This is a genomic window from Deinococcus fonticola (genome assembly GCF_004634215.1).
GTDB lineage: Bacteria > Deinococcota > Deinococci > Deinococcales > Deinococcaceae > Deinococcus > Deinococcus fonticola.
Map to the genome: position 1 here is coordinate 68,823 of NZ_SMMH01000009.1, position 17,920 is coordinate 86,742.

Annotated in this window: 17 protein-coding genes; 13 read left to right on the forward strand and 4 right to left on the reverse strand. The window is 66.1% G+C overall.

All coding sequences use genetic code 11. From position 1 onward, the window contains the following. Positions 1-14 precede the first annotated feature (14 nt). Complete coding sequence (gene deoD / locus E5Z01_RS07150; protein WP_135228737.1) at positions 15-725, reverse strand: purine-nucleoside phosphorylase; 711 nt, start codon at positions 723-725, stop codon at positions 15-17. 144 nt (positions 726-869) lie between these two features. Here deoD and truD point away from each other — a divergent pair, with 144 nt between their 5' ends. From truD to E5Z01_RS07170, 4 genes are all read left to right on the forward strand, one after another. Beyond that, positions 870-1,952: a tRNA pseudouridine(13) synthase TruD gene (gene truD, locus E5Z01_RS07155; protein ID WP_135228738.1), complete on the forward strand. Its 1,083-nt coding sequence runs from the start codon at positions 870-872 to the stop codon at positions 1,950-1,952. Further along, on the forward strand, positions 1,949-2,323 hold the full coding sequence (locus tag E5Z01_RS07160) for a hypothetical protein (RefSeq protein WP_135228739.1): 375 nt from the start codon (positions 1,949-1,951) through the stop codon (positions 2,321-2,323). Before truD ends, E5Z01_RS07160 begins: the two co-directional genes overlap by 4 nt. A gap of 136 nt (positions 2,324-2,459) precedes the next feature. After that, positions 2,460-2,804, forward strand: a complete 345-nt coding sequence (locus E5Z01_RS07165; protein ID WP_240738220.1) for a DUF3293 domain-containing protein — start codon at positions 2,460-2,462, stop codon at positions 2,802-2,804. Positions 2,805-2,928: 124 nt separating this feature from the next. Beyond that, positions 2,929-4,704 (forward strand): AlbA family DNA-binding domain-containing protein, encoded by a 1,776-nt coding sequence (locus E5Z01_RS07170; protein WP_167757815.1) that lies wholly within the window; start codon positions 2,929-2,931, stop codon positions 4,702-4,704. Between the two features lie 49 nt (positions 4,705-4,753). Here the strand turns inward: E5Z01_RS07170 and pyrF are convergent, their stop codons facing one another. Then, the gene (gene pyrF / locus E5Z01_RS07175) at positions 4,754-5,557 is read right to left on the reverse strand and encodes an orotidine-5'-phosphate decarboxylase (protein WP_135228741.1); all 804 of its coding nucleotides are present in this window, start codon (positions 5,555-5,557) and stop codon (positions 4,754-4,756) included. A gap of 91 nt (positions 5,558-5,648) precedes the next feature. Here pyrF and E5Z01_RS07180 point away from each other — a divergent pair, with 91 nt between their 5' ends. The 8 genes from E5Z01_RS07180 to E5Z01_RS07220 all read left to right on the forward strand — a co-directional run bounded on the left by E5Z01_RS07180 (position 5,649) and on the right by E5Z01_RS07220 (position 14,048). Beyond that, a complete protein-coding gene (locus E5Z01_RS07180) occupies positions 5,649-6,116 on the forward strand; it encodes an Rrf2 family transcriptional regulator (RefSeq protein ID WP_135228742.1) in 468 nt (155 codons plus the stop codon). 366 nt (positions 6,117-6,482) lie between these two features. Continuing rightward, positions 6,483-8,009: a DUF4127 family protein gene (locus E5Z01_RS07190; RefSeq protein ID WP_135228743.1), complete on the forward strand. Its 1,527-nt coding sequence runs from the start codon at positions 6,483-6,485 to the stop codon at positions 8,007-8,009. Positions 8,010-8,349: 340 nt separating this feature from the next. Next, on the forward strand, positions 8,350-9,117 hold the full coding sequence (locus E5Z01_RS07195) for an immunity 49 family protein (RefSeq protein ID WP_167757816.1): 768 nt from the start codon (positions 8,350-8,352) through the stop codon (positions 9,115-9,117). Between the two features lie 236 nt (positions 9,118-9,353). Beyond that, complete coding sequence (locus E5Z01_RS07200; protein ID WP_135228745.1) at positions 9,354-9,713, forward strand: hypothetical protein; 360 nt, start codon at positions 9,354-9,356, stop codon at positions 9,711-9,713. A gap of 34 nt (positions 9,714-9,747) precedes the next feature. Next, positions 9,748-10,662: an ROK family protein gene (locus tag E5Z01_RS07205; RefSeq protein WP_135228746.1), complete on the forward strand. Its 915-nt coding sequence runs from the start codon at positions 9,748-9,750 to the stop codon at positions 10,660-10,662. 138 nt (positions 10,663-10,800) lie between these two features. Further along, complete coding sequence (locus tag E5Z01_RS07210) at positions 10,801-11,751, forward strand: ParB N-terminal domain-containing protein (protein WP_135228747.1); 951 nt, start codon at positions 10,801-10,803, stop codon at positions 11,749-11,751. Between the two features lie 98 nt (positions 11,752-11,849). Continuing rightward, positions 11,850-13,049 (forward strand): alginate biosynthesis protein AlgP, encoded by a 1,200-nt coding sequence (locus tag E5Z01_RS07215; protein ID WP_135228748.1) that lies wholly within the window; start codon positions 11,850-11,852, stop codon positions 13,047-13,049. A gap of 87 nt (positions 13,050-13,136) precedes the next feature. Continuing rightward, positions 13,137-14,048: a carbohydrate kinase family protein gene (locus E5Z01_RS07220; RefSeq protein ID WP_135228749.1), complete on the forward strand. Its 912-nt coding sequence runs from the start codon at positions 13,137-13,139 to the stop codon at positions 14,046-14,048. Positions 14,049-14,088: 40 nt separating this feature from the next. Here E5Z01_RS07220 and E5Z01_RS07225 read toward each other — a convergent pair whose 3' ends face one another. Then, positions 14,089-15,450 carry an HD-GYP domain-containing protein gene (locus E5Z01_RS07225; protein WP_240738221.1) on the reverse strand — a complete coding sequence of 454 codons (1,362 nt, stop codon included), beginning with the start codon at positions 15,448-15,450 and terminating at the stop codon, positions 14,089-14,091. A gap of 127 nt (positions 15,451-15,577) precedes the next feature. Further along, on the reverse strand, positions 15,578-17,359 hold the full coding sequence (gene typA / locus E5Z01_RS07230; protein ID WP_135228750.1) for a translational GTPase TypA: 1,782 nt from the start codon (positions 17,357-17,359) through the stop codon (positions 15,578-15,580). A gap of 124 nt (positions 17,360-17,483) precedes the next feature. Between typA and E5Z01_RS07235 the strand changes: the two genes are divergently transcribed. Further along, positions 17,484-17,870, forward strand: a complete 387-nt coding sequence (locus tag E5Z01_RS07235) for a hypothetical protein (RefSeq protein WP_135228751.1) — start codon at positions 17,484-17,486, stop codon at positions 17,868-17,870. The last annotated feature ends 50 nt before the right edge of the window (positions 17,871-17,920 follow it).

Genomic DNA, 17,920 nt, shown 5'->3' on the forward strand with positions numbered 1-17,920 from the left:
TCCCGACTTCCCACTTACTGAATGTTCAGGGCGGCGTCCAGCGCGACTTCGATCATGCCGTTGAAGGTGAGCTGGCGTTCCTCGGCGGTGGTGACCTCGTGCGTGATCAGGTGGTCGCTGACGGTCAGGATGGTCAGGGCCTTCACGCCGTGCTTGGCGGCGGTGGTGTACAGCCCGGCGGCTTCCATTTCGACGGCCAGAACGCCGAAGTCCTTCCAGATTTTGTACTGGTCGTAGTCGTCGTGGTAGAAGGTGTCGCTGGAAATAATGTTGCCGACGTGCGTGGTGAAACCGCGTTCCTGCGCGATCTGGTACGCGGCCAGCAAAAGTTCGAAGCTGGCGACGGGCGCGAAGGTCTTCTCTCCGAAACGAATTTTGTTGATGTTGCTGTCGGTGCTGGCGGCCTGCCCGATGACGAGGTCGCGGACTTTCACGTGCTCCTGGTAACTGCCGCAGGTGCCGACGCGAATCAGGTTCTTGCAGCCGTACTGGGTGATCAGTTCCTCGGCGTAGATCATGGCGCTGGGAATGCCCATGCCGGTGCCCTGCACGCTGACGCGCTGGCCCTTGTAGGTGCCGGTGAAACCCAGCATGCCGCGCACGCTGTTGTGCTGCACCGGGTTCTCGAAGAAGGTTTCGGCGATGTGCTGGGCGCGCAGGGGGTCGCCGGGCAGCAGGACGGTTTCGGCAATCTGGCCGGGCTGGGCGTTCAGGTGAATGCTCATGTCAGGCAGTGTACCGAGTTCAGCGAGCACCGTTCATTGGCACCGTTCAGCAAGCACAGCTCAGGAGGTGGCGCGCCCGGCGGATCAGGGAGAATCCAGGCAGGGCTTCTCATTCGTTTACCGGGGCGGTATGGTGTCGGGGTCGTGACTCTGGTGTTTGACTGGTCGGCCCTGGCGCAACTCGTCCCTGGTGAGGGCACCGGAGGGGTGTTGCGCCAGTCGCCGCCGGATTTCCGGGTGGAAGAGGTGCCGGCTTACGCGCCGTGCGGCGCGGGGGAGTTCGTCTACCTGAAGGTGGAAAAAACGGGGCATACCACAGCGCATGTGGTGCGGGAATTGTGCACGCAACTGGGCGTGCGCGACCGGGACGTGGGCGTGGCTGGCCTGAAAGACCGGCACGCGGTGACCACGCAGTGGCTCAGCCTGCCGGGAAAATTCGAGCGGCACCTGGGGCAGTTTGCGCTGGAGGGCGTACGCGTGCTGGAGGTAACGCGGCACAGCAACAAGCTGGGGCTGGGACACCTGCACGGCAACCGCTTCGTGGTGCGCGTGCGGGAGGCCCAGGGTCAGGCGGACAGGGCCGCCGCCATCCTGGCCGAACTGGAGGGGCTGGGCGTGCCGAATTACTTCGGGCCGCAGCGCTTCGGGCTGGGCGGCCTGAACGCCGAGGAGGGCCTGCGTGTCCTGCGCGGCGAGTCGAGGCTGCGTGACCCACGGGTGCGGCGGTTTCTGACCAGCAGCGTGCAGAGCGCGGTGTTCAACGCCTTCGTGAGTCTGCGCCTTCAGCGCGGCCTGTTTGACCGGGTGGTGGCCGGGGACATGGCCAAGAAACACGCGACGGGCGGGGTTTTCATGGTCGAGGACGCCGAACGCGAGACCCCCAGGGCGCAGGCGCGGGAAATCAGCGCCACCGGGACGCTGTTTGGACGCAAGGTCAAGCCGCTGACCCTCGTGGCGGGCGAACTGGAGGCCGAAACGCTGGCGGGGTTTGGCCTCTCCCCCGCCGCCTTCGATTCGCGCAAGGGAGACCGGCGCCTGACGCGGGTGTTTCCGAGCGAGGCCAGCGTGGCGGCCGAACAGGACGGGTTTACCGCCTCGTTTACCCTGCCGAAAGGGAGTTTTGCCACCAGTGTCCTGCGCGAGATTATGAAGACCGAGGTGGACTCGCCCGCGTCCCAGGGGGCGCAGGCAGACGATCCACTGATGTGGCCGGAGGAGAACGAATGAAGTACGCCGTGACCACCTTGCTGCTGCCTTCTCTGCTGGCCAGTCTGGCAATGGCGGCCCCCGTTCCCGCCGCGAAACTGACGCTGCGGCCCTCGTACGGCGGCGCGGTCATCGACGGACGGGTGTACGTGCCCACGCCGGACACCCTGGTCGGCGCCTGGAGTGCCGTGGGCGCCGCCCGCCTGATGCGCTGCTCACCCATCTGCGAGGTGGTGTCCAGCCTTCCCATGAAAAATACCACCGTGCTGGGCAGCGAATCCACTTACCGGATCGCGCTGGGCGGGCAGTTTATCCGGGGTCAGCGCATCGCGGTCAGCCTGCGCTTCAGAAGCGGGCGGGTGCTGGTCACCACGGCGGTCGTCAATCGCTGAGCCGGCGCTGCGAGCAGGGTTTCTGGCGGCCCAGTATGGCCCGGCTGACGCGCGCTTCAGGTTAATTGAAACGCGGCGGGGCCAGCCCGGTTGTCTTGACCAACTCTGTCGTCCCGGCCCGCACTCCTGGGTGATCGTGACCGCCTGGAACCCGCTGGGACAGGAGGCGTCAGCTTCACAGAACGCCGAGGCTCAGGCACGCCTGAGCGCGCAGGTACGCCTCCACTTCCCGACCTCCAAAGAGGTGATGAACGGCGAGGGCCGCTGGCAGGAACCCGCCCTGCTGGTGCCCGGCGCGACCCTGCGGGACGCCCGCCGCTGGGGAACGGAATTTGACCAGGCAGCCGTGCTTTTTGGCGTGAGGGCACGCGCCGCGCTGGTGTGGCGGGGCGGCCGGGTGGAGCGCCTGTGGGCCGCGCGTATCCAGGCGCCATCACCAGGCACCGGGAGTCTCGAAGACGGCGAACTTCAGCGACCGTGACATGGCGACCATGACGCGGCGGATCAACGGCTGACTCCGGTGCAGGGTTGGGGGGTTCACAGCTTCCTGACGACAACGTCATGGCGTGGCTCATTTGCCGTGGCCGTGGCTATACTGTCTGGCTGTGACGCTGTCTTCCTCTTCGCTGCCCGAGGCCATCTCCACGCTGGGGGTGCTGCCCCCTGCCGGGCCAGGCTGCGTTCACCTGCCGCTGGAGGTCACACCGCAGGAACTGGCGCGGTACGCGGTGGGCCTGGCGAACGCGCGGGGCGGAACGGTGCTGGTGGGTGCAGACCTGGCGGCCCTCGAAAAGGTGCCGGAGCGCGACGCCAGCGGGCTCCACCCCCTGATGGTCACGCACGCGATCTTCGAGCTGTCAGGCGGGCGGCTGAGCGTGAACGTGCAGCACCACCGCCTGCCGAACGGCGCGCGGGTGCTGGCGGTGTTCGTCCCGCAGGCCCCCTACGTGCTGGCGGCGCCCGACGGCGCAGTGATCGCCTGGGACGGCCTGCATCTGGTGCCGGTCAGTCCGGCGTTCAGTGAGGTGAGCGCCGATCAGGATTTCACGGCGGTGGTGCCTCCCGACGCTTCACTGGCCGACCTCGACCCGGCGGAGGTGGCGCGGCTGCGTTCGCTGGGGCGGCGTACCGAGGCCGCCAGCCTGCCGGATCTGGACTTTCTGCGCGAGCTGGGACTGCTGCAACCCAGCGGCGGGGCGCTGCGGCCCACGCTGGCGGCCATCCTGCTGGCGGGCACCCCGGCGGCGCTGAAGGCGCACGTACCGCAATCAGAGGTGTGCTACTACCACCACGCCTCGCCGGACATCGAGTTTCATTTCCGCGAAGACCTTCTGCGCCCCATTCCCGCACTGCTGACCCGCCTGGCTGAACTGATCCAGGCCCGCAACCGCTTCACGCCGGTGCAGGTGGGCCTCTTCCGCATCGAGGTGTGGGACCAGGACGAGGCGGTGTACAGAGAAGCGCTGCTAAACGCCCTGACACACCGCGATTACACCCTGCGGGACGTGGTGCACGTGCACCATTACCCGGACCGACTGGAGATCATGAACCCCGGTGGCCTGACCGGGGGAATCACGCCGGGCAACATCCTGCGCCACCAGCCCAAGCGCCGCAATCCCCTGCTGGCCGAGGTGCTGGCCCGACTGGGCCTGGTCGAGCGCGCCGGGGTGGGCATCGACAAGATGTTCAGCCTGATGCTGCGCCACGGCAAGGAACCCCCCGAGTTCCTGAACTACCCGGACGCCGTGACCCTCAGCCTGCACAGTCCCGGTTTCGACGCGGAGTTCGTGCGGTTCGTGGCCCGCAAGCAGGAGGACATGCAGACCCTGTCGCTGGACATGCTGATCGTGCTGAGCCTGCTGGCCCGTGAGGGCGAGGCCACCCGCCCTCACCTGGCACGCGCCCTGCAACTCCCAGAAGACCGCACCCCGCGCCTGCTGCGCAGCATGGAAGGCCACGGCCTGATCCGCAAAGCCGGGGTGGGCCGTGGCATCGCCTACCAGCTGTCGGACGAGGTGCAGGGCGCCCTGGGCCGCTCTACACAGGCTATCCGGCCCATCCCGCCGCAGCCACTGCCCGCTCCACCCGTTTCCGAGCCACCGCACGAATCTGCCAACCAAGCCCCACCAGTGAAACCTCAGCGCCCCAGACGGGCGGCCGACCCACACGCGCCCAGCGCCGCCGAAGTGCGGGCCATTGCGCTGGCACTGGCCCGCGAACAGGGCCGCGTGCGCAACCGCGACCTGCGCGGCACCTGCGGCCTGAACACCCAGCAGGCCTGGAAAATCCTGCGCAAACTGGTGCTTGACGGCCACCTCAGGAAATCAGGCAACGGCACGCGCGACGCCGCCTACGAACTGACGGCCGGGCCGGCGGAATAATCCGGGGAAGAGGGGGGCGCCGACATGGGCCTCTGAACCTCCCGCATTTTTAGTCCATCGCGCCGTTCAGGCCGTCCCGCAACGCCTTCGCAGCTTCGCGGCTGGCCCGCACATCCAGGCCGTCGGCGTACTGCACGGCGCGGCTGGCGCTGGCGAGTGCGCCGGTGCCGCCGGGGTGAAAGGCTGCCCGCAAATCCTGGGGCGCCGCGCCCTGTGCGCCCAGGCCGGGCAGCAGCAGCAGGGCGCGGGGCATCAACTCGCGGTATTTGGCGAGTTCGCCGGGGTGCGTGGCCCCCACGACGGCGCCTACCGGGCCGTACCTGCCGGCGGGGGTTTCACTGTTCGCCTCGCTGATCCACGCGGCCACCTTCTCGCTGACGCCGTGGCCCTGCAGATCGGCCTGATCCGGGTTGCTGGTCTTCACCAGCACGAAGATGGCCCCGCCGTGGGCGATGGCTGCGTCCAGAAAGGGCCGCAGGGTCTGGAAGCCGAGAAAGGGGTTGACGGTCAGGGCGTCCCCGGCGTGCGGGCCAGTCAGCCAGCCCTGGGCGTACGCGGCGGCGGTGCTGCCGATGTCGCCGCGCTTGCCGTCGAGCAGCACGGGCAAACCCAGGGTGCGGGCGGCGCTGCACACTTCTTCAAGGATCTGCAGACCAGGCAGGCCCAGCGCCTCGTAAAAGGCCAGTTGCGGTTTGACGCAGGCGGCGTAGGGCGCGGCGGCTTCCAGCACGTCCAGCGTGTGCTGGCGCAGGTGCTCCGGGTCACGGTAAGCGCCTGCGCGCGGGTCGAGGCCCACGCACAGGCGCGTGTTGAGGTGCAGGGTGCGTTCGGTCACGGTGCGGGCAAAATCCATGCCCCGAGCGTAGCGTAAGCGCCCGCCAGAGAGGGCCGCCGCGCCGCCACCCACCCGCGCCCCACAAGCCATTACCCACTACACTGGGAACATGCGGCTTTCTGCCACGGACGTCTACGCCTTTCAGGCCCTGGGTTACCTGGGCAGCCAGGAGCAAACGCGCTGGGTTTCCAGCGAGGAAATCAGTGAATCTACCGGGGTGCACCGCCCTTACCTGGTGAGGATCCTGGCGGCCCTGAGCGCCAAGGGCATCGTGAAAAGCAAAAAAGGTATTGGGGGTGGGTACGCCCTGGCCCGCAAGCCTGCGCTGATTTCGCTATGCGAGGTGGTGCGGGGGGTGGACGGCCCGGTCGCGCCGCTCTCGTGCATCAGCCTCAACTGGCACGAGCCGTGCGTCGAGGAGGGGCGCTGTCACGCGCGGGCCAGCGTCTACACCCGCATGCGTGACGCCATGCTGGAGGTGCTGGGCGAGTTCTCGGTGGCCGACCTGGTCAAGGATCAGCAGCAGGGCGTCGATTACCAGCACTGCCTACATCACCTGCTGAAACCCAACGCCTGAACCGGGTCTCCCAGCGCCGGTCAAGACTTTTCAGTTCGGCACCTCGGCTGCGCGGCCACCCAGACAGAACCTCGCTGACACCACAGCTTGCCAGTGTCCTTCGAGCAAGCTGTGGTGTCGCCGTGACTCCATCTTTTTTTCTGGCCAAGTCGGCCCGAGTAATTCCAGAAATGCAGTGAAATCCGCTGAATCCATCTGCCCGCATTACTGAGGTCAAGAGCCGTTATTGCTGCCCTTGGCGGAGCAGGCGGTCAGGCCCACGATGAGGTTCATCCCAGCCCGCAGTTCCAGGCCGGTTCTCTACGCGCCTCAACCGCTGGCAGGATTTGCGCTCCCCTGCCCCGGCCCTGATCTACTCTGCTGGGGATGCCGCGCGTTCTCCTCGTTCCGCCCGATACCCGCCCCCCCACCCTTGAACTGCCTGTGCAACTCGGGCGCATGACGGGCGCGCAGATGCTCACGCCGCCCGCCGGGGCGCTGCCGGACTTTTTCACGCCGGGAGACACCGGCGCCCTCAGAAGCTGGCTGCTGGAGAACGCGGCGGGCGCCGACGCCCTGGTGCTGTGCCTGGAAACGCTGTGCCTGGGCGGCATGATCCCGGCAAGACGGGTTTCGGACGCTCTGGAGGTCGCTCTGGGTCGCCTGGAAACCCTGCGGGAACTGAAGCGCCTGAACCCGGCCCTGCGCATCTACGCTTTCGGCGTGGTGGTGCGCGTGGCCCACGACAACGACCCGCACGAGGAAAAACCCTATTACGGCGAGTGGGGCCCTGAACTGCGGGCGTACAGCGCGGCCTTTGACCGCCACGCCCGTCACGGAGCCGCCGAGAAAAGCGCGTTAGACGCGGCGCGGGCGGCCCTGCCGGCGGACGTCCTGGCCGACTGGCTGGGCACCCGTGAGCGCAACCGCGCCCTGCACCTGGCGGCGCTGGATTTGTTGAAAGGCGGCATTCTGACACACCTGTCGGTGACGCTGGATGACACCAGCGAGTACGGCCTGGCGGCCTTCGACCGCCGCCTGCTGGAAGCCAGGGCCGACGAGCTGGGGGTGTGGGCCCACTTCGATACCTACCCCGGCGCGGACGAGGTTCCGTGCGCCCTGCTCACGCGGGCCTTGCGTCATCATCTGCCGCCCGCCAGAGCCTGGGTGACGTACAGCGGCACGCTGGGCGCGGGCGTAGGCCTGATCTACGAGGACAGGCCCGCCGGGGAACTGGTCAAGGCCCACCTGCGCGGCGCCGGCTGCACGCTGGCCCGCCAGTTCAGCGAGGCCGACTTCATCCTGGCTGTCAATACGCCCGGCCGGCGGCAGGGCAACGTCCAGCCGGATCTGGCGACCGTCGACACCCCGGATCGGCACCTGCCCGCCTTCGCCGACGACCTGCGTGATCTGCTGTCCCGCGGACTGGCGGTGTCACTGGCAGACATCGCCTATCCCAACGGCGCAGAAAGACGCCTGTGGCAGCTCATACAGGATCTGCCGCTGGCGCAGCTGGCGGGCTACAGCGCCTGGAACACCGCCGGCAACACCCTGGGTTCCGCCGTCGCCTTCGGGGCCCTGGCCCCCCTGGTCACGCACCATGCCGCGCAGCAGCAGGCCCTGCTGGCCCGCCTGGTGGACGACGCGCTGTACCAGGCCTTCACGCGCCCCGAGGTGCGCTCGGCCCTCGAGAACCCCAGCCCCTTCGACCTGGGTGAGCAGCGCGGGGCCGCCGAGGCGAAGCTGCGCGAAGTCATCACGCCGCGCATTCAGTTGCTGTGGGACAGGCACTTTGCGGCGTCCGGGCTGCACCTCAGCATCGGCGCGGCGCACCTGGCCTGGCCGCGCCTCTTCACGGGGGTGTTTCCGCTGACGGTCACGGCGACCCGCCCGCCGGCACGCCCTGTGCCCTGACTCGCCGGGCACCGTTGGTGAAATGACGCGGAACAAAAATGCCAACATGCGGACGACCGGCGAGAAAGTAGCAGATGCAGCGGATATGGGTCTCGTTGAATATCTTGAGGTTCGTGCTCCCATAGAATCGAAGGCGGTCAGACTACCGAATGGCGATACTGAATTTACGAATACTGCACTCGATATTAAAATTACTCCTTTTATAATCAGATAATCCGATTCAAATTCTTTATTTCAGTGAACAAATAGGAGTCAATGAAATATGTTGGAAAGTAGAATCGAAATGCCTGATGCATTTGTTTTTGAAGAGCTTGATCGCAATCTTACGCGTCATTCCGAAATGTTGGCCAAAATTCTTGCCAGCCGTGTCACGGCACAGGACTTTTCTCTGACGTCCCTCGGCAGCCGCGCACTCGAATCGCTGGGCCTGTTGGCACTGAAGGGAGAGGCAGGAAGCGATGAAGCAGCCAAATTCCTGGGGATAGCGGCCCACGCCGAAAGTTACTCCCTGGAACTGGCCAACTACCCCGAGGGTTCCAGGGAAATTGAAGTATTGATTCCACCCCGCGCAGACAGCTTCTTCCGCCTGACGGTGGGGCCGAACAGTACCGCGCACCCCGACCGCTGGTTACGGGCGTTTTACCTCACGCTGATGTGGTGGCAACCGGCCCTGATCGACAACGTTCTGCTGAACATCAGCTACGAAGTGTTGCAGGCGTCCAGCACCAAATCTCCAGCTTACCGTTACTTGCAGGTGGAGGCGGCCAAAGCGCTCTACCGCGACGCGCCGGACGCGCCCGAGAAGATTCTGGAGACGCTGGAAGCCATGGATCACCTGCCCGGGGACAGCCAGGAATTCGCGGCTTTCATTGCCATGCACGAATGCGGAATGATGGCGAAACTGGCCCTGAGGGACGAAGCGGGCTTCAATCAGGAAGTCGAACTGGCCCTGGCCAGTCACGTGAAGTTCTACTGCGAGGGGGAAACGCGGCGCAACGGCCCGGAGGCGTGGCTGTGCCTGCCAGCACTGGGACTGTCGGCCCTGGCGAAGCGACGGGGCATGAGCGTCACCGTGCAGTCTCCTTATTTGCCGCACGCCCTGCTGTAAGTAGTCACCCGGTCTCTTTCATTCCTGATCTGGTGGCTGCCGAATCGGTCACGTCCGGGACGCTTTTCTTCCCAATCTGCTGCGTAGTTTTCGAGTCTGGTCAGGGTTCTCCATGCTTTGGCCCGGCTGGAATTCTTGTGGTTGCCACCTGAACCCGTGCGCGACCCAGGCGTGGAGTAGACATCTCCCCACCAAAGGGATGACGACACCGTTACACAGGGATGCACAATGAAGGCATGACTGTTCCGCCTCTGCCTGCACAGCGTCTGCACTTTCCAGCGGCCCTGGTGCTGGGTGCCCTGACGCTGTGGGTGTGGACGGCGCAGCTGGGCGGTACGCGCTCCGGGGTGAGCGTCGTGAACCACAGTGGGCTGATTCTGCGGAACGTGGAAGTGTGCCTGACCAGCGGCGAGTGCGCTGTGCGCGGGGCGCTGTGGCCGCATGACGCCTGGCAGGTGCCTGTCCCCCATCAGGCGGACGTGGTGAAGGTGCGCTACCACCGGGCCGGCGCGGTGATTCGCACCGGGGAAGGTCGGCAGACACAGATTGTGGTGCAGCCCAATGGACAGCTTCGCCTGGCACGCCAGGAAAAGTAAGCAGGAGTCGATTGGGTCGTGACAGAATGCCGGCGTGAGTCGAGTACTGGCCCTGGATATCGGCGGAACGTCCATTCGCGCTGCGCTGGTGGAGGGCCAGCAGGTCATGGAACGGCGCGAATGCGCCACGCCGCAGCCGGCCTTTCCGGACGCGGTGCTGGACGCGGCCAGTGCGCTGGCCCGGCCCTTACGTGGCGGGGCGGACGCGCTGGGGATCGCGTGTGCGGGCGCCGTGGCGGGTGGCCTGGTGACGCCACTGGCCACGCACATTTTCCCCAACTGGCTCGAGGTGCCGGTGGCGCAGCGCCTCGGGGAAGCGCTGGAGTTGCCAGCAACGGTGCTCAATGACGCCCGCGCGGCGGCATGGGGGGAATTCCGCGCCGGGGCAGGCCAGGGCACCCAGGAATTCATGTTCGTGACCGTCAGCACGGGTGTGGGGGCCGGATTAGTGCTGGGTGGGCGGCTGCACCTGGCCGCCAACGGCCTGGATGCCGAACTCGGTTTTACCTCGGTGCCGGCGCACAGCCACGGGGGCTTTCCAGTTCCTGGCCTGGGTCACCTGACGGCGCTGGAGCACGAGGCCAGCGGCACAGCCCTGGGGCGGCAGGCAGTTCACCTGGGCCTGGCAGGAGCGCGGGCACTGGCTGACCTCGCCGAACATTGGGCCGAACAGGGAAATGAACACGGGGGCGAACGCGAAGCCGGCGAGGCGCGGGACGTGTACAACCACGCTGCCGCGCTGCTGGCCTGGAAAATCTCGGATGTAGCGGCGCTGCTGGGGGTTACGCGGGTGGCCCTGGGGGGCAGCGTGGGCCTGCGTCCCGGCTATCTGGCGCGGGTGCAGCGGGCGCTGGCGGCCTTTCCGGCGCGTTCACAGCCGCAGGTGGTGCACGCACAACTGGGCGCAGATGCCGGGCTGGTGGGCGCGGCCTACTGGGCAGCGGGCTAAGTCCTACCTGACGGTACTCAACTCACTTCCCGTCAGGTTCCTGCCGGACATTTAGTGTAAACTGGACACGAAGCCGGGGTTGACCATTCCCCGGCCAAGCTGCGCCCCGCTTCTCCCGTCAGCAAGGAGTCGCCCCGGATGTTTGCCCGAAATCAAGCCAAGCAAGAAGTGGAGCGCGCCCGCCTGTACAGCGACATGCGCGACTTTCTGGCCGTGCTACGCCGCCAGCCCAACGAACTGCTGCCCTTCGAGTGGATGAAACAACTCGCCCCCGAAGGCGAGCACACGCTGGGCTTACAGCCCATTCCGGTGGACAGCATCATCGGCTCGGTGGACCGCTACCGCGAATTCGACCGCCATTACCTGCCCAAAGAAGCGCACCTGGACGAACGCTGGATCAGCGTGCGCGCCGCGCAACTGGAAGGCAAGGAGCTGCCGCCCATTCAGGTGTACAAGGTGGGCGGGCTGTACTTCGTGAAAGACGGCAACCACCGCGTGTCGGTCGCGCGCCGCAACGGGCAGAAATTCATCGACGCCTACGTCATAGAACTGGATGTCACGGTGCCGCCCGACGAACACGACACCCTCAAGGACCTGATTATCAAGGGCGAGTACGCCAGCTTCCTGCGGGCCACCCGGCTGGACGAGATTCTTCCCGGTCACCGGCCCATCCTGTTCACCACCCCGGGCCGCTACGCCAGGCTGCTGGAACATATCCACACGCGCCAGTACTACCTGGACCGCAAACCGGGCCGCGAAGGCCAGCCACCCGTCACCTGGCAGGAGGCGGTCAGGAGCTGGTACGGCCGCCTCTACCTGCGCATCGTGGACAACATCGACCTGCACGACGTGATGTACCGCTTTCCAGGCCGCACCGAGGCCGACCTGTACCTGTGGATCATGGATCACCGTTACTTCCTGACGCAGAAGTACGGTCACGACGTGGGCAGCGAGGAAGCCACCGTGGATTTCACCACCCAGTTCGCCCCGAAGCGCTTCAAACGCTGGACGCAGCGCATGCAACTGGCCTGGACGGGGCAACTCGATCCCGACGCGAAATTCAAACTCTCGGGCGTCAGCAGAACATGAACCTGGCGTTACATTCCGCCCATCAATCCCTGTGGGGGCCGCGCCATGATGCGCTTAACAGCTTGCCGAACGATGGGCAAGCGTGAAAGGAGTACAACATGACCAACGAAGCCACCGGAGGTGTCAGTAAACGCAGTCTCGTGCTGCTGGGTGCCTTTGCCGCCCTGGCCCTCAACCGTGACGTGCGGCGCGGCCTGGTCCAGGGCACCCGCGACGCCGTCAGCAGCGCCCAGGACACCCTGGACGACAGCCTGAAACCGGCCCTGTCCACCGCCGCCCAGCAGACCGGCCAGACCCTGGGCCACCTGCTGGAGGAGGCCAGCCAGACCATCGGCACGCTGCGCGAGGAAGCGCCCAGCCGCGCCCACTCGCTGCTCGACGTCGCGCAGGAGGTGGCCAGCAGCGTGGCCGCCAGCGCCGCAGCCCGCGCCGCCGAGGTGAGCCACGATGCTGGCAAGGCCGCCAAACGCGCCCGTAAAGAGTATGGCCCGCGCCTCAGCGCCCTGAGTGAAGACCTGCTGAGCAGCGCCGAGAGCGCCCGCAAGGAAGCCGCCAGAGCGACCCAGCGGGCCAGCAAGACGTATGGCCCACGCCTGAGCGCCCTGGGGGAAGACCTGCGCGACCTGGCCGAGGAACGCCGCCACGACGCCGAAAAAGCTGTGAAACAGGCCCGCAAGTCCAGCCGGGGCCTGGTCGGGCAGCTCGGCCAGAAAGCCAGCGCCCTGCTGGACGACGTGCAGGCCAACCTGCAAGACGAGCGGGAAGATATCGAGTACCGCGTGCGCCGCGCCCGCCGTAAGGCCGAGAAGGATCTGCGGCGCAGCGGCAAGAAGTGGGACGCCAAAAAACTCCAGAAGGCCGTGGATCGCCAGGTGGCTCCGATTCGCAAACAGGCCGACCGTCAACTGGCTGTGCTGGAAAAACAGGCCGCGAAAAATGCCCGCCTCTCCCGCCGCGCCGAAACCAGCCGCTCCGGGCTGGGCGGTGGAACTAGTACGCTGCTGGTGCTGGGCGGCGCAGTCGCCCTGGCCCGCCTGCCGCAGGCCCGCCAGGCCATCATGGACGCTGTGAGCAGCGTCAGCCCCGAGGCCGCCAACACCCTGCACGGGGCCGGACAGAAGATTCGCGGCGTGGTCGGGGAATTCTGGATCGAGCGCGACGCCGCGAAGACCAGCACCGCGCTGGTGCCTTACCAGCCGCAGACCCAGACCCCGCAGGCCCGCCCCGAGACGCAGTCCGACCTGAATCAGCGCCCTCCCGCCGCCGACAAGAACGGCTCACCCACCCGCAACACCTGAACCAGGATTGACTCCAGTGACGGGGCCAGAGGGCTCCGTCATTCTGTTTTGGACGGGCGATTGCAGAGCTGCTCTAGACTGTCGGGTATGACGCTGCCCTCGAGGCCCCTGCCCCTCATCGTGAGTGCCGGTGAAGCCCTGACCGATCTGGTGACAGCTGGAGGGCACACCTGGCACGCGCATACCGGCGGGGCGGGCTGGAACGTGGCCCGCGCCTGCGCCCGGCTGGGCGTGCCCACGGCGTTTGCCGGTGCGGTGGGCCGCGACAATTTCGGCGACGACCTGTACCGCGCGTCGCTGGACGCTGGACTTGACCCGCGTTTTCTCCAGCAGGTGGAAGCCCCCACCCTGCTGGCGGTGGTATACCGGCAAGACCCGCCGGCCTACCGCTTCCTGGGCGAGAACAGCGCCGACCTGCACTTCGACCCGACCCTCCTGCCCAGCGGCTGGCTGCGCGAGGCGAGGTGGCTGCACCTGGGCGGCATCAGCCTGGCCCGCTGGCCCCTGGCCGACACCCTGCTGGGCATGATGGAAGCGGCCCGCGCAGCAGCGGTAAAGATCAGCTTCGACCCAAACGCCCGACTGGCCCACCACCACCCCGATTACCCCACGGTGTTCTGCGCGGTGCTGCGCCGCGCCGACCTGATCAAACTCAGTGACGAGGACATGGCTTTCTTCTTTCCAGGCGAACCCGAAGCTGACGTGGTGGCTTTCATCCGCCGCGAGAACGCCCACACGCCGCTGGTGGTGACGCGCGGTGCCCTGGGAGCGACGCTGTACACGTCCGCCCGGCTGGATCTCCCCACCTACCCGGTCACGCTCAAAGACACTGTCGGGGCCGGGGACGCGCTGTGCGCTGGCTTGCTGAGCAGCGCCACGCAGCACCCCCAGGCCGACTGGGCCGCGCACCTGGAGGTGGGTCTGCGGGCCGCCGCCTGCGCCTGCGCCCATGCGGGCGCGTACGCCCCCACCCAGGCCGACCTGCAAGCCCTGGCTTAAGGCGGGCTGCCCTGTTTCTCATCGCCCAGTCAGGCGTCGCTCAAAGCACCAGTCTGGCGTCGTCCTGATCGGCCATCATGCGCACGAAGGCTTCGACATAATGCGGATCGAACTGCTTGCCGGCCTGTGAGCGGATTTCCTGCATGGCCCGCTCGCGCGTCCAGGCGGACTTGTACGGGCGGGCGTTGGTCAGGGCGTCGTACACGTCCACGATCGTGAACACCCGCGCGGTCTCGGGGATGTTCTGGCCGCGTAGCCCGGCGGGATACCCGGTGCCGTCCCAGCGTTCGTGGTGGTAACGCACCAGGTCGAGCGTCTCGGCCGGCAGGAAGTGCAGTTCCTGCAGCATGTCGTACCCGATGGTCGTGTGCGTCTGAATGACCCGGCGTTCGGTGTCGTCCAGCGAGCCGGGTTTGTGCAGAATGCGGTCCGGAATGGCGATTTTGCCCAGGTCGTGCAGGTACGCGCCCCAGCGCAGGGCCTGCACCTGCTCTTCATCCCAGCCCAGCCGGCGCGCCAGGCGCACGCTGGTGCTCACGACCCGCTGGGTGTGCCCGCCCGTCTCGTCGTCACGCCGTTCCAGGGCTGCGCCCAGCGAGCGCAGGGTCAGCTCGTTAGCGTCGCGCAGGTCACGAATGGCGTGCCACTGCCCCAGCTGCGCCCCCAGCAGCCGCCCGAACGACGCGATCACCGATTTTTCCTGCTCGTCGAAGGCCACGCTGTCGGGGCGGGTCAGGATCAGCACGCCCAGGTGCGCCGAGGCGCGGCCGTACACCGGCGTGATGTGGTAACTGCGCCGGTCTTCGCGCCGCAGCATGGCAAGGGCTTCCTCAGCCACCCAGTGATCGGCCTGTACGCTGCGGCTGTCGTTGCCGCTGGGCTGAATGGGCCGTTCCACGAACTGCTTGAGCACCCCGGTGGCCGACAGAATGTAGGGCGTGCCCTGGCGGTAGGCCACGAAGGCGATGTTCGGCGCGATGTCCAGCTTGTTCAGGATGTCCACGCCGGCCCGGATAATGCTGTCGGCGTCGCGCGCCTCGTTCAGGCGTTCGGAACCCACCCGCAGCGCGTCGATGATGTTCTGCTGCCACGCCAGCTCAGAGCGCGCGCCCTGTTCGCGCAGGGTCACCCAGCCCACGCCGGCCAGGGTCAGCAGGGCCCCAATCAGATCGAGGAGCGGCAAAGGAGCGCTGCGCCCGGCCAGGAACATCGAAGCAGCGAAGGCCAGTGGGTAGGCGATCAGGGCTGTCCAGCGCCAGCCCCCGCCCAGTGACCACGAAGCCAGGGCCAGGATCAGGGTCGCGCCGGCCAGCAGCGCCTGATGGTGGCCCTGGGCCGCAAAGGCCATCAGGCCCAGCGAGACGAGCAGCAGCAAGATGAAGAGGGGACGGCCAGCTGACACGCCCTGAGTCTACACGCCGGGGCGCCCGGTCACTGTTCCCAGTCCAGTGTCCGCTGCCCCGGCTGCCAATACACAAAAAGGAGAAGGGCCGCAGCACACGCCACGGCCCCCTTTTCAACCCCCCGGCTTACTTACGGAGGCTGGGGTTCAGCACTTTCTTGCGCAGGCGAATGCTCTTGGGGGTCAGCTCGACCAGTTCATCTTCGCTGATGTATTCTAGCGCGTCTTCCAGGGTCAGGCGCTTGGGGGGAATCAGGCTCAAGGCCTCGTCGGCCCCCGACGAGCGGACGTTCGTGAGCTTCTTGTTCTTGCAGACGTTCACGTTCAGGTCGTTCTCGCGGCTGTTCTCGCCCACGATCATGCCCACGTACACCTCGGTGGCGGGGTCGATGAAGAAGTTGCCGCGGTCTTGCAGTTTGAAGATGGAGTAGGCGAAGGCCGGGCCGTCTTCCATGCTGACCAGCGAACCGTTCTGGCGCACCTTGAGGTCGCCGGCCCACGGCGCGTAGCCGTCGAACACGTGGCTCATGATGCCTTCGCCCTGCGTCATGCTCAGGAACTGCGTGCGGAAGCCGAACAGCGCCCGGCTGGGAATCTTGAATTCCACACGCACGCGGCTGCCCTGGGGCTCCATGTTGATCATCTGGCCCTTACGGCTGCTCAGCACGCCGATCACGCTGCTGCTGTGCTGCTCGGGCACGTCGATGACGAGGTGCTCGAAGGGCTCGTGCTTCACGCCGTCGATGTCGCGGGTAATGACGCGCGGGCTGCCGACCTGAATCTCGTAGCCTTCGCGCCGCATGGTTTCCAGCAGGATCGACAGGTGCAGTTCGCCGCGCCCGCTCACCACGAACTCGTCCGGGCGGATTTCCTCGACGCGCAGCGACACGTTCGTCATGACTTCCTTTTTCAGGCGGTCGTTCAGGTGGCGGCTGGTCACATACTTGCCTTCCTTGCCGGCAAAGGGGCTGGTGTTCGGCTGGAAGGTCATGTTCACGGTGGGTTCGTCCACGGTGATGATGGGCAACGCCTCGGGGTCGGCCAGGTCGGCGATGGTCTCCCCGATCTGCGCGTCCTCGATGCCCGCCAGCGCCACGATGTCGCCCGCGCCCACTTCGTCGGCTTCGATGCGCTTGAGGCCCAGATGGGTGAAGGGCTGCACGATCCGCACCTTGGTCATGGTGCCGTCCTTATGCATCAGGTTCACGAACTCGCCCTTCTTCACGGTGCCGCGGTTGACGCGCCCCAGCACGATACGGCCCAGGTACTCGGAGTAATCCAGGTTGGTGACCAGCATCTGAAAGGGCGCATCCAGGTCGACGTGCGGCGCGGGAATCTTCTCCAGCACCAGCTCGAACAGTTCGTGCATGTCGTCCTGCGGGTTGTTCAGGTCCTTAAAGGCCTTGCCTTCGCGGGCAATGGCGTACAGGATCGGGAAATCGAGCTGGTCGTCGTTGGCGCCGAGTTCGGCCATCAGATCGAAGGTCAGGTTCACGACCTCCTCGGGGCGGGCGTCCTGGCGGTCGATCTTGTTGACCACCACGATGGGCTTGAGGCCCAGCTCCAGCGCCTTGCGCAGCACGAAGCGGGTCTGCGGCATGGGGCCTTCGGCGGCGTCCACCAGCACCAGGCAGCCGTCCACCATGCCCAGCACGCGCTCCACTTCCCCACCGAAGTCGGCGTGGCCGGGCGTGTCCACGATGTTGATCTTGACGCCCTTGTACTCCACGGCCGTGTTTTTGGCCAAAATGGTGATGCCGCGTTCACGTTCCAGGTCGTTGCTGTCCATGGCGCGTTCGGCGATTTCCTCACCGTGCTTGAGTTCCAGGGTCTGCTTCAGCAGGCCGTCCACCAGCGTGGTTTTGCCGTGGTCGACGTGCGCGATAATCGCAATGTTTCTGTATTCCATAAGTTAGCTCCCTCTCGGAGCAAGCCGCCTTCAGCCTTCCGCCTTTAGCTTTCTGCTCTCCAGGCCCAAAAAAACCCGCCTCGAAGTGCGGGGCGGGTCACCCAACCGACTATTCTAGCAGAAGATGAAACCAGAACGTCATGACGAAGTCAGCAGACTGCTGTCACCGTCACTTTCCTCTTTCGACAGACGGGTGCGGTTTGGTCTGTTGAGACTTCTGCTGCTTATTGAAAGGTTGGACGCTTGCCCGGAGTTCGTCACCATTTACCTGAAGGAGTTGCGCCGGACTAGAAACCCGACGCTGGAACCTCTTTCTTCCCTGAGCTGGGTGGCCTTCGAGCGGGCCACTTCAGGAGAGTTCGGACATTCTCATGGTCTCGACAATACGGCAGCGCGCATCATGCACGGCTACTTCCGCGCCTGGAAATACGGTTGTGACGCTGAGGATCTCGACTGGTTGTCCCACTGGCAGTGGGTTGTTCAGCGGGCAAGACGCAAAATGAAAGATTGAGGCGCTGCCTGGCGGCTTCCTCAGCTTTCTCGCCTGTGGCCCGGTATTCT

Excerpts from the sequence above, each read along its gene's own strand:
- deoD (WP_135228737.1), bottom strand. The coding sequence starts at position 725 with ATGAGCATTCACCTGAACGCCCAGCCCGGCCAGATTGCCGAAACCGTC.
- E5Z01_RS07160 (WP_135228739.1), top strand. The coding sequence starts at position 1,949 with ATGAAGTACGCCGTGACCACCTTGCTGCTGCCTTCTCTGCTGGCCAGT.
- pyrF (WP_135228741.1), bottom strand. The coding sequence starts at position 5,557 with ATGGATTTTGCCCGCACCGTGACCGAACGCACCCTGCACCTCAACACG.
- E5Z01_RS07180 (WP_135228742.1), top strand. The coding sequence starts at position 5,649 with ATGCGGCTTTCTGCCACGGACGTCTACGCCTTTCAGGCCCTGGGTTAC.
- E5Z01_RS07190 (WP_135228743.1), top strand. The coding sequence starts at position 6,483 with ATGCCGCGCGTTCTCCTCGTTCCGCCCGATACCCGCCCCCCCACCCTT.
- E5Z01_RS07195 (WP_167757816.1), top strand. The coding sequence starts at position 8,350 with ATGTTGGCCAAAATTCTTGCCAGCCGTGTCACGGCACAGGACTTTTCT.
- E5Z01_RS07200 (WP_135228745.1), top strand. The coding sequence starts at position 9,354 with ATGACTGTTCCGCCTCTGCCTGCACAGCGTCTGCACTTTCCAGCGGCC.
- E5Z01_RS07210 (WP_135228747.1), top strand. The coding sequence starts at position 10,801 with ATGTTTGCCCGAAATCAAGCCAAGCAAGAAGTGGAGCGCGCCCGCCTG.
- E5Z01_RS07215 (WP_135228748.1), top strand. The coding sequence starts at position 11,850 with ATGACCAACGAAGCCACCGGAGGTGTCAGTAAACGCAGTCTCGTGCTG.
- E5Z01_RS07220 (WP_135228749.1), top strand. The coding sequence starts at position 13,137 with ATGACGCTGCCCTCGAGGCCCCTGCCCCTCATCGTGAGTGCCGGTGAA.
- typA (WP_135228750.1), bottom strand. The coding sequence starts at position 17,359 with ATGGAATACAGAAACATTGCGATTATCGCGCACGTCGACCACGGCAAA.
- E5Z01_RS07235 (WP_135228751.1), top strand. The coding sequence starts at position 17,484 with ATGAAACCAGAACGTCATGACGAAGTCAGCAGACTGCTGTCACCGTCA.